Annotated in this window: 11 protein-coding genes; 6 read left to right on the top strand and 5 right to left on the bottom strand. The window is 68.0% G+C overall.

The window, feature by feature from the left end:
* The 5 genes from BGN98_RS10505 to BGN98_RS10485 form a co-directional block, all read left to right on the top strand.
* Window positions 1–1,116 (top strand): phosphate ABC transporter substrate-binding protein PstS (locus BGN98_RS10505; protein ID WP_288121342.1); only part of this gene is annotated, 1,116 nt, incomplete at its 5' end.
* A gap of 166 nt (window positions 1,117–1,282) precedes the next feature.
* Window positions 1,283–2,284: a phosphate ABC transporter permease subunit PstC gene (gene pstC, locus BGN98_RS10500; RefSeq protein WP_005051160.1), complete on the top strand. Its 1,002-nt coding sequence runs from the start codon at window positions 1,283–1,285 to the stop codon at window positions 2,282–2,284.
* A complete protein-coding gene (gene pstA / locus BGN98_RS10495; RefSeq protein ID WP_005051162.1) occupies window positions 2,281–3,381 on the top strand; it encodes a phosphate ABC transporter permease PstA in 1,101 nt (366 codons plus the stop codon). The genes pstC and pstA overlap by 4 nt, the downstream gene beginning before the upstream one ends.
* Before the next feature lie 15 nt (window positions 3,382–3,396).
* Entirely contained in the window at window positions 3,397–4,176 is a 780-nt protein-coding gene (gene pstB / locus BGN98_RS10490) for a phosphate ABC transporter ATP-binding protein PstB (protein WP_039411779.1), read from the top strand.
* Window positions 4,177–4,743: 567 nt separating this feature from the next.
* Window positions 4,744–5,235 carry a DUF559 domain-containing protein gene (locus BGN98_RS10485; RefSeq protein WP_288121339.1) on the top strand — a complete coding sequence of 164 codons (492 nt, stop codon included), beginning with the start codon at window positions 4,744–4,746 and terminating at the stop codon, window positions 5,233–5,235.
* Window positions 5,236–5,422: 187 nt separating this feature from the next.
* Here BGN98_RS10485 and BGN98_RS10480 read toward each other — a convergent pair whose 3' ends face one another.
* From BGN98_RS10480 to sigK, 4 genes are all read right to left on the bottom strand, one after another.
* Complete coding sequence (locus BGN98_RS10480; RefSeq protein WP_036286343.1) at window positions 5,423–6,307, bottom strand: aminodeoxychorismate lyase; 885 nt, start codon at window positions 6,305–6,307, stop codon at window positions 5,423–5,425.
* A 334-nt stretch (window positions 6,308–6,641) separates the two neighbouring features.
* Window positions 6,642–7,280, bottom strand: a complete 639-nt coding sequence (locus tag BGN98_RS10475) for a hypothetical protein (RefSeq protein WP_036286340.1) — start codon at window positions 7,278–7,280, stop codon at window positions 6,642–6,644.
* A 33-nt stretch (window positions 7,281–7,313) separates the two neighbouring features.
* Window positions 7,314–8,126, bottom strand: coding sequence for an anti-sigma factor (locus BGN98_RS10470; protein ID WP_016464475.1), 813 nt, complete (start codon window positions 8,124–8,126; stop codon window positions 7,314–7,316).
* On the bottom strand, window positions 8,123–8,722 hold the full coding sequence (sigK, locus tag BGN98_RS10465) for an ECF RNA polymerase sigma factor SigK (protein WP_016464474.1): 600 nt from the start codon (window positions 8,720–8,722) through the stop codon (window positions 8,123–8,125). Before sigK ends, BGN98_RS10470 begins: the two co-directional genes overlap by 4 nt.
* Window positions 8,723–9,000: 278 nt before the next feature.
* On the opposite strand from sigK, the gene BGN98_RS10460 reads away from it, so the two are divergent.
* Window positions 9,001–9,663: a fasciclin domain-containing protein gene (locus tag BGN98_RS10460; RefSeq protein ID WP_005051175.1), complete on the top strand. Its 663-nt coding sequence runs from the start codon at window positions 9,001–9,003 to the stop codon at window positions 9,661–9,663.
* Window positions 9,664–9,723: 60 nt separating this feature from the next.
* Here BGN98_RS10460 and BGN98_RS10455 read toward each other — a convergent pair whose 3' ends face one another.
* Complete coding sequence (locus BGN98_RS10455; protein WP_288121335.1) at window positions 9,724–10,215, bottom strand: hypothetical protein; 492 nt, start codon at window positions 10,213–10,215, stop codon at window positions 9,724–9,726.
* Window positions 10,216–10,409 lie beyond the last annotated feature (194 nt).

Here is a 10,409-nt window from a genome sequence, read left to right as displayed (position 1 = left end):
CGTATCGCCCAGCTGGGCGCCATCGCGGCCGTCGCCGCCCTCGCCCTCACGGGCTGCGCGTCGTCCGGCAGCAACACGCCGGCCGAGAGCGCGAGCCCGACCGCCACCAGCTCGGACGTCGCCTTCCAGATCGACCCCAGCCTCAGCGGCACCATCACCGCCGGCGGATCGAGCGCCCAGTCCAACGCGCAGCAGGCCTGGACGACCGCGTACAACGCGACCGCCAAGAACGTGAAGATCAACTACGACAAGTCGCAGGGCTCGGGCGGCGGCGTCACGAACTTCCTCAGCGGCGCGTACGACTTCGCGGGTTCGGACTCGCCCCTCAACGCCGACCAGACGGCTCAGTCGAAGGCGCTGTGCACCGACGGTGCCGTGAACATCCCGATCTACCTCGACGGTGTCGCGATCGTCTTCAACATCCCCGGCGTCACCAAGCTGCAGCTGAGCGGCGAGACGATCGCGAAGATCTTCGCGCTGCAGATCACCGACTGGTCCGACCCGGCCATCACCAAGGACAACGGCACGGCGCTTCCGGCTGGCGCGATCACCACCGTGGCGCGCTCGGACGGCTCCGGCACGACCCAGAACTTCACCAACTACCTCGCCGCGACCCAGTCGTCGGTGTGGACCTTCCCCGCGGGCAAGGACTGGCCGGTTCAGGGCAACGTTTCGAAGCAGAAGGGCGGCTCGGGTGTCGTCGAGGCCGTCAAGGCCGGCTCCGGCACCATCGGCTACGCCGACCACTCCGCCATCGGCTCGCTGAACGCCGCGTCGATCCTCACCAACGGCACCGCGATCGCGTTCAGCGGTGACGCGGTCTCGAAGACGTTCGACGTCGCCGCTGTCGAGGCCTCCAACGGTGTTCCGGGAGACCTGTCGAAGAAGTTCGACTACTCCAAGCTGACGGCTGACACGTACCCGATCCCGCTGGTCTCCTACGCGGTCATCTGCTCCACGTTCAAGGATGCCAAGCAGGCCGAGCTCGTGAAGTCCTACCTCGGCTTCGTGACCAGCTCGCTCGGCCAGTCGGTGGCCGAGAAGAACGCCGGCTCCGCGCCGCTGCCGGCCTCCGTCCTCGCAGCCGCTGCGAAGACGCTCGCCGCGATCAAGTAACACCTCGTCCCGGTCCGGTCTGCGCGGCTCACGCTGCGCAGACCGGACCTGGCTGAGCAGGGTCGTCGATCCGCGATCGACGACCCTGCTGAGTCGGACACACACCCGGACTCAGCGATCCCGACCCGAGGAGTACACATGACCCTGCCCGACCCGGAGGGCCGTCGTGGCTGACGTCAAGACCGCACCCGCGCGCAAGCCGGCCTCCAACATCGTCGGTAAGCGTCGCGCCGGCGACTCGGTGTTCCTGGGCCTGTCGACCACGGCCGCCGTATCGATCATGATCATCCTCGCGGGCGTCGCGATCTTCCTCATCCTCAAGGGTCTTCCCGCTATCACCGCCAACTGGTCGCAGGGCGATCTCGCCGGCTACCAGAACGCCAACTGGTCGAGCTTCTGGGACTACGTCGCGCCGCTGCTGTGGGGAAGCATCTGGGCGGCGCTGATCGCCATGGTCCTCGGCACGCCCGTCGCCATCGGCATCGCCCTGTTCATCTCGCACTACGCGCCGCGACGGATCGCCGGCTTCCTCGGCTACATCATCGACCTGCTCGCGGCGGTGCCCTCCATCGTCTTCGGCCTGTGGGGCATCATCGTCATGCGCCCGCTGCTCCTGCCGCTCGCCGACTTCCTCAACCAGTACTTCGGCTGGATCCCCCTGTTCCAGGGTCCGGTATCGAGCACCGGCTCCACGATGCTCGCCGGTGGCGTCGTGCTCGCCGTGATGATCCTGCCGATCGTCACCTCCATCACGCGCGAGATCTTCCTGCAGACGCCGCGTCTGCACGAGGAGGCAGCCCTCGCCCTCGGCGCGACGCGATGGGAGATGGTGCGCCTCGCGGTGCTCCCCTACGCTCGCAGCGGCATGGTGTCGGCCACGCTGCTCGGGCTCGGCCGTGCGCTGGGCGAGACCATGGCGATCGCCCTGATCGTCTCGCCGAGCCTCATCTTCTCGGTGGCTCTGCTCACCGACGGCTACAACTCGCAGACGATCGCCGCCAACATCGCGCTCAACTTCCCGATCGCCACCGACCTGCAGCGCTCCGCGCTGATCGGCACCGGTCTGATGCTGTTCGTCGTCTCCCTCGCCGTGAACATGCTGGCCCGCTACATCATCGCGGCCACGGGTCCCGGCGCGAAGGGCCGCAAGAGAGGAAAGCGCTCGTGAGCGAGCTCACCACCCCCGTGGCCACGACGTCCACGCCGCCGCTGTCGCTCACCAGCGGTCAGCTGCCGCGGTTCATCGAGCCCATCGTGCTCGTCGTCTCGCTCGCGGTGATCGCCGCCCTCCAGCTCGTGCTCGGCGGCTTCAACGTCGCGACCTGGCTCATCCTCAGCGCGGTCGTCTACCTGATCGCCATCGGCGTCTTCTCGGCGATCGTCGAAGGCAGGCGCAAGTCGACCGACCGCGTCGTGCGCGGTCTGGTCACGGTGGCCTTCGTCCTGGCCGTGGCTCCGCTCATCTCGACGCTGTGGACCGTGTTCTCCAAAGGCATGGGCGTCATGTCGTGGGACTTCATCACCAAGGTGGGCGGGACCGCATTCGACCCCAATACCCTGGCCGTGGTCTCGACGCCCGGCGCACTGCAGGCCATCGTCGGAACGCTCATCATCACGGGGATCGCGGCGTTGATCTCGGTGCCGATCGGCATCCTCGCCGCCGTCTACCTCATCGAGTACGCGCAGCCGAAGAACCCGCTGCGCCGCACGATCACGTTCCTGGTCGATGTGATGACCGGCATTCCGTCGATCGTCGCCGGTCTGTTCGCCTTCTCGCTTTTCGCCCTCATCGTCGGTCCGAAGGCATTCAGCGGATTCTCGGCATCCATCGCCCTCTCGGTGCTCATGATCCCGATCGTGATCCGCTCCACCGAGGAGATGCTGCGCCTGGTGCCCGCCGACCTCCGCGAGGCGTCGTTCGCTCTCGGGGTGCCGCGCTCGATCACGATCATCAAGGTCGTGCTGCGTACCGCCGCCAGCGGCATCATCACCGGCGTCGTCCTCGCCGTGGCCCGTGTCATCGGCGAGACAGCGCCGATCTTCATTGCCGCGAGCTTCACCGACAACTTCAACTCCGACCCGTTCAACGGTGCGATGCAGACCCTGCCGGTCATGGCCTACACGGCCTACAGTTTCCCGGGGCAGGACATCGACGCCTCTCAGGCCCAGGCCTGGGGCGCGGCGCTGCTGCTGGTCATCCTCGTCGTCATCTTCAACCTGATCGCCCGGATCGTCGCGATGGTCTTCGCGCCGAAGGCACGCTAAGCAAGGAAGGCCCCTGTGTCCAAGCGCATCGAAGTCGAAAACCTCAACGTCTACTACGGCGATTTCCTCGCCGTGGAGGGCGTCTCCATGGACATCGAGCCCCGCGCCGTGACGGCGTTCATCGGGCCGTCCGGCTGCGGCAAGTCCACGTTCCTCCGCACGCTCAACCGCATGCACGAGGTCATCCCGGGCGCCCACGTCGAGGGCAAGGTCCTCGTCGACGGCGACGACCTCTACGGCGCCGGTGTCGACCCCGTGCTCGTGCGCCGCCATGTCGGGATGGTCTTCCAGCGTCCCAACCCGTTCCCCACGATGTCGATCAAGGAGAACGTGCTGGCGGGCGTCAAGCTCAACAACAAGCGCATCTCCAAGAGCGACGCGGATGCCCTCGTCGAGCGCTCGCTGCAGGGCGCGAACCTCTGGAACGAGGTCAAGGACCGTCTCGACAAGCCCGGTGCGGGCCTGTCGGGCGGCCAGCAGCAGCGCCTGTGCATCGCGCGCGCGATCGCGGTCTCCCCCGACGTGCTGCTGATGGACGAGCCGTGCTCGGCCCTGGACCCGATCTCGACATTCGCGATCGAGGAGCTCATCCAGGAGCTGAAGACCGACTACACGATCGTCATCGTCACCCACAACATGCAGCAGGCCTCGCGTGTGTCCGACAAGACGGCGTTCTTCAACATCGCCGGTACCGGCAAGCCCGGCAAGCTCATCGAGTACGACAACACCGACACCATCTTCACGGCCCCGTCCGTGCAGGCGACCGAGGACTACGTCTCCGGCCGCTTCGGCTGAGTCGCCCGGCGGAGAACGGCCACCGCAACCGAACTGCAAGGGTTTCGTAACGACACGCCGCGCGCGGCGGCATCCGCCCGGCGTGTCGCCTGACGGGCCTTGCCGTTCGGCACGCGGCGACCGTCGGCAACTCGTCCTGCACAGGCCGTGCGGTGTGCGGATTTGTCCACGGATGCCGAGAACCGAGCGGTCATGCGCGTGCGAACTGTGCAGGGTGTCGCCATGTGCGATGCGTCCCAGGCCGTCTTCACTACCGGCGCTCTCCTGCGCTGCGGCTTGTTGCGAAGCCAGTTGCGACAACACATCAGCGCGGGTACGTTCCACCGATGCCGCCGAGGCGTCTACACGACTGTCGCTGCCTGCGACGCTGCCCGAGACATAGGCGCCCACGGCGGACGGTTCGCCTGCGTCACTGCGGCTCGGCACCTGGGGCTCTGGGTTCTGACCGACGATGCGCGGACGCACGTGTGGCTCTGCGACGGACAGCGGACCTACCATCCCCGCGGATGCGGCTGTGTCGAACACTGGGATGACGGCCCCCTCGGACGCGCCGGGACGAGCGCGTCCGTGCCGCGCGTCCTGCTGCAGATCCAGCGGTGCCACGGCATCGAAGAGTTCTTCGTCGTGCTCGAATCGGCGCTGCGACTCGGCCTCATCGATGACGATGGTCGGCGATGGCTGCACGAGCGGGTCGATGCCGCGGGGCGCGAAGCTCTCGCCCTCGCCCGCGACGATGCCGACAGCGGGCTGGAGTCGCTGCTGCGCTGGCGCCTTCGCCGCCTCGACCTGCGGGTGCAGACCCAGCGCACTGTCGTGGGCGTCGGGCGGGTCGACCTGCTGATCGGGGACCGACTTCTCATCGAAGCGGATGGCGTCGACAATCACGATGGTCCGTCGCACCGCCATAAGGACCTCGTGCGCGATGCCAACGCGGCCGCCTGGGGCCTGGTGACGTTGCGATTCGACTATGCCCTCATCGTGCACGACTGGGATCTCGTCGAAGCCGCGATCGTCGGCATGCTCGCGACGCTCGCGCAGGCGCCCCGGGTCACCATCTGACGCCCGCCTCCCCGCCGCCGCTGCGCTCCTCGCCTCCTCTCCTCGCGACGCAACTGCAAGGCGCAGATCTCGACACGCCGGTCACCGCAGGTCACCGCCGGCGTGTCGCCGCCGACGCCTCGCAGTTCGGCATCCGTCATGCCGCCGGGGACGCGGGGGACGCGGGGGACGCGGGGATGCGGGGGCGTCAGTCGCGCGGGCTCAGGAGGTACGCGTTCATGGATGCCGTGAGGGCGGCATCCCCCGCGAGTTCGCGCTCGTCGACCGCCGTGACCGGCGCGGCGAGGCGCACGCTCGACACGAGCCACGCGGCGTCGGCCGTCTGCAGTTCCGATACGGGGATCGTCTCGTAGCCGGTCTCGAATCCGCGCGCCTCGAGGTGCTCGAACAGGCTGAGCTGCGTGGTCCCATGCAGGATGCCGGCGTTCGGCGCGGGCGTGACGAAGCTGTTGCCGCGGCGAAGGATCAATGAGGCGGTGGGCGCCTCGAGCACGAAGCCGTCGCTCGTGATGAAGATCGCGTCGTCCGCACCGCGACGGTGCGCTTCGCGCAGGGCAGCCATGTTCACGGCATACGACAGCGTCTTCGCTCCCAGCAGCAGCCACGGCGCTCGCGCGGGCGTGTCGAGCGTGTACCCGCGATCCAGCGTGACGACGCGGATGCCGCGCGTGCGCGCCGCCGAGAAATCAGTGGCAGGCGCCGCCGTCACCCAGGCGGTCGGGGTCGGTCCGTGTTCGATCCCTCGACTCAGGATGAGCTTGATCACGGCCTCCCCTGCACCGCACGCGGCGGCGGCGAGGGCGACCGCCTGACGCCACTGCTCGAGGTGGGGATGCGGCAAATCGCACAGCTGGGCGGAGTGCGCGAGACGTGACAGGTGCGCCTCCACCTCCTGCGCGTGACCGTCGACGACCCCGATCGATTCGAAGATGCCGTCGCCGCGCTGAGTGCTGAGCTCCCCGACGGTCAGTGCGGGGGCGGCCGGATCGACCTCGGTGAACGTGCCCGCGAAATCGGAGCGAGTATCGCCACTGTCGGCGGGGTCGATCATCAACGCGAAGTGCCAAGCCATGACCCGAGCCTAGACCGCGGGAATAGCTCGCAGAGGCGGTCCGTTACACTGGAACAGCCGGGCCGCAGTAACCCCGGGCTCCATCTTTCGCCGCTCCGAGCGGCCTCGCGCCGAGAGGCGTTCTGCGGCCCGGCACTTCTCTGCCCGGACGTCCGAACGCTCCGTTTCGACTCGTCACTGCGCTCCTCGCTCAACGACCGGGTGAGGCGCCCGCCCCGGTCACTGCGCTCCTCGCTCAACGATCGAAGATGCGCGACAGGCTCCCGGTCGTTGAGCGAGCGCAGCGAGTCGAAACGCCCCACGCCCCGCGCCCCACGCGACGCCGCACGCCCGGTCAGGTCAGCGCGTCGCGCCGCCACAGCCCGGCGCACGCCGTGAGATCGCCCGCGTAGGTGTCCAGACGCAGCGCCCGGGTGGTGAACGTACTCGCACGGTTCGGTTCGGTGTCGTCGTAGTCGTCGGCGAGGTCCGCGGCGCCGGCGGCCTCGACGCGGCAGAACGAGGCGGCGCGTTCCAGGGCGACGGCGAAGTCGCCGGTGAACACGCCGCGCAGGATCTCGTCGACCAGCGTCATCAGCTCCTCCGGCCCGGCCGGTGTCGGAGCTCCCGCGACGACATCGTCGACCGAGCGCAGCACCGTGCGCCCCCGCTCGTACAGCAGGGCGGCGGTCGCGGCATCGTCGCGCACCATCAGCTGCAGCAGGTAGAGACGCCACAGCGTCCCGGGCAGCGACTTCGCCGGGGAGTGCGACCACAGCTCAGCGACGGTCTCGAGGCCGTGGGCGTCGGTGAACGTGATCAACCGCTCGACGACGGCATCCGTGGGCTCGTCGCGCACGCGCGTGATCAGGGCGGATGCCGTGGCGTGCGCGATCCGCGACACGTCGGCCGGGTCGGTGGAGCCGAACCGACGGTCGAACGTGTCCGCCGGCCGATGGACGGGGCGGTGATAGTCCCGGGGCTCGTCGCTCATCGTTCCAGGCTACCGGCGGCCGCAGCGGTGGGCTCAGGCGGTGGTCGGGATGGCGATGATGGGCTTGGTGGTCGGATTGCCGTCGGGCGAGCCTCCGGCCTGTTCGATGGTCACGGCGATGGTGTCGCCGGGCTGCATCGTCCCGCTGAGCTCCGCGGTGGTCACCGAGCCGGACGCGTCGAAGGTGCCCGCCGCGATCGGCTGGGTTCCGCGCACGAACCACAGTTCGAAGGTGCGATCGTTCGGCAGCTCGGGCAACCCGTCGGCGACCAGCACCACTTTGCCGACACTGGCCGACCAGTGCGCCGTGGCCTCGCCACCCTGGAAGCTGACCTGCGCCGACGAGGCGTCGGGGGCCGACTGGATCTGCTCCAGCGCGGTCACCGCGGCCGGCGTACGCCACAGGTTGGCCACGGCTCCGGTGCCCCACCCTATTGCGACGAGCAGTGCGACCGAGGCGACGAGAGCGAAAAGTCCGCGCGTCCAGTTTCGACGCTGCACCGCCTGCACCACTTCTGTCGGCGGCGCGACCGGAGCGGTTTCGGCGCGATCCTCCTCCTCGACAGTGGATGCCGCGGCATCCGCTGCGGTCGGCGACTCGTCGGTGTCGATCGCCCGCATCAGTCGCGAGCGGAGGTCCATCGGCGGAGCGACGGGCGGGATGCCGTCGGCCAGGACGTCGATGGTGGCCGCGTCGAGGCGGGCGACCTGTTCCCACTCGGGGTGCGCGGCCAGGGCAGCCTGATAGGCGCGCTCGTCGTCGAGCGACAGCGCGTTCAGCGCGTGCCCTGCCGAGAGCTCGGCAAACTCGTCTGCTCCGATGTCTCGGTACTCGCGGTCGTTCATGACGTCACCCCCATCTCCTGCCTCAGGCGCGACAAACCGTCGCGCATTCTTGTTTTGATCGTCCCCAGGGGCGATCCCACCAGTGCGGCGATCTCGCTCTGAGAATATCCCCCGACATACGACAGCAGCAGTGCTTCGCGTTGCGCATCGGGAAGTGCGTCCATCGCTCGGGCGACGCGCCTGCTTTCGATACGCAGGGCGACCTGATCGTCGACGCTGTCCTGGCCGCTGTTCAGTTCGCGCAGTCCCGCCTTCTCGTCGCGCTCGGTGCTGGCGCGTGTGGAACGCACCCGGTCGACGGCGCGACGGTGGGCGATGGTGAGGACCCAGGACCGTCCCTGTCCCTTGTTCGGAGCGAAGCCCGAAGCGGATTGCCACACCTCGAGAAACACGTCCTGGAGCACTTCTTCGCTGAGCGCTCGGTTCACGAGCACGCGCAGGATGAGTCCGAACGCGCGCGGCGCGAGCATGTCGTAGAGCTGTCCGAACGCGGCGCGGTCGCCCGCGGCGACGCGCACCAGAAGCTCCCCGGCGTGATCGCGTGCCGGCGAATCCTCGGGTACGTCCACACCGTCGATGACCATCTCTCTCAGCATGCCGTATCACCGTCCTCCTGTCGTGCAGCCCGCGCGCGGGTGGCGCGGAAAGACCGCGTGTGCTACGACCGCGCCTCCCGGCGCTGAGCGCCCGTCTGCCGGCAGATTCTCGGAGCCCGACCGTTGTTCGGCGTCCGCGACCGATCGGATTGATCTCGGACCAGATCGAACGGATCCGAACTTTCTCCCATCCGATATCTCTCGGGCTCCGAAGGACCTGTCGAGACCGCACCACGCGGCGCGGCAGGACTAACCATTCCGCTCACATGGAGGACATCATGCTCAGCAAGACGAAGAAGATCACTGCCGCTCTGACGCTCACCCTCGCCGGCGCTTTCGCCCTGTCGGCATGTTCGATGGGTTCGTCGTCGACCTCGGCGACCACGCCCCCCGCGATGAGCGAAGAGACGCAGTCGATGGCTCCGTCTCCGTCGACCATGGACCCCGCCGCCAACCTCGTCGGCCCGGGCTGCGCCGCCTACGCCGAGGCTGTCCCGTCCGGCTCCGGCTCCGTCGAGGGGATGTCGCAGGCCCCCGTCGCCACAGCCGCCTCGAACAACCCGCTGCTGAAGACGCTCGTCGCCGCAGTCAGCGGCCAGCTGAACCCCGACGTGAACCTGGTCGACACGCTCAACGGCAGCCAGTTCACGGTCTTCGCGCCCGTCGATGACGCGTTCGCCAAGATCGACGCCGCCACGATCGACTCCCTGAAGACCGACAGCGCCACGCTGACCAAGATCCTCACGTACCACGTGGTTCCCGGCCAGCTCGCCCCGTCGGAGATCGACGGCACCCACAAGACCGTCGAGGGCGGCGACGTCACCGTCACCGGCTCGGGCGACAACATCATGGTCAACGGCGCCAAGGTCATCTGCGGTGGCGTCCAGACCGCCAACGCCACGGTGTACCTGATCGACTCGGTGCTCATGCCCACCAACTGATCGTTTCGATCACCCCCGGTCGAGGCCGCCGGCGCACTGCGCGTCGGCGGCCTCGTCGCGTCATCCGTGTCGTTCCGCACGCGAACGCCAGTTCTGCGGTGCCCTTTCGAGGGTGGCGATCGCGTGGCAGTTACGGCACCTCACATCGCACTTGTCGACTTCGTCCTGAATGATCCGGATACTGAAGCCCTCTTTCACCAGTTGCGTCACGTCTTTGCGTTTGGAGCTCTGGGGCCTGTGGTCGAAATCGAGAACCCGAATGTCGCCGATCCCGCAGTCCACGCACGGATGAGAACGCAGGTAGGCGAGGAGGTACTCTTTCGCCTCGATCCGACGCCTCGCCGTGCGAGCGACGACAACGCGCACGTGTCGTTCACGATTCGCCGCGTAGTAGCGTCGCGAAGACGCACGGTTGCATTCACGACACGTCTCCTGAAGCCCGTCGGGACGCCGTCGCTTGCGATTGAAATCTGTGAGCGGCTTCGTCTCGCGGCACGTGCCGCATTCCTTGCCAGCGCCCCCGCTGAGGACGTCATCGTTTCGCGGCGTCATGGGAGTGGTCTACAACCATCTTCGGACATCGCTGCGTGGTGCCCCCACAGGGACTCGAACCCTGGACCCACGGATTAACCTGCTGCACGAGGTTTCCCCCGCCACCGTTCTACCGGCTTGCAGTCTGGACTATATCTTCACCTTCGGCCTGACCGGTCAGGTGCGCCGCGTGTAGTCTCTGAGGTTCCCTTGCG

The sequence above is a fragment of the Microbacterium sp. 69-7 genome (assembly GCF_001897985.1).
GTDB classification, from domain to species: Bacteria; Actinomycetota; Actinomycetes; order Actinomycetales; family Microbacteriaceae; genus Microbacterium; species Microbacterium laevaniformans.
This window is presented reverse-complemented; position numbering and strand designations above follow the sequence as displayed.

What these genes read in the sequence shown, in the direction of transcription:
- sigK (WP_016464474.1), bottom strand. Translation starts at nt 8,722, where the DNA reads ATGCTGAGAGAGATGGTCATCGACGGTGTGGACGTACCCGAGGATTCG.
- BGN98_RS10470 (WP_016464475.1), bottom strand. Translation starts at nt 8,126, where the DNA reads ATGAACGACCGCGAGTACCGAGACATCGGAGCAGACGAGTTTGCCGAG.
- BGN98_RS10455 (WP_288121335.1), bottom strand. Translation starts at nt 10,215, where the DNA reads ATGACGCCGCGAAACGATGACGTCCTCAGCGGGGGCGCTGGCAAGGAA.
- BGN98_RS10475 (WP_036286340.1), bottom strand. Translation starts at nt 7,280, where the DNA reads ATGAGCGACGAGCCCCGGGACTATCACCGCCCCGTCCATCGGCCGGCG.
- BGN98_RS10460 (WP_005051175.1), top strand. Translation starts at nt 9,001, where the DNA reads ATGCTCAGCAAGACGAAGAAGATCACTGCCGCTCTGACGCTCACCCTC.
- BGN98_RS10480 (WP_036286343.1), bottom strand. Translation starts at nt 6,307, where the DNA reads ATGGCTTGGCACTTCGCGTTGATGATCGACCCCGCCGACAGTGGCGAT.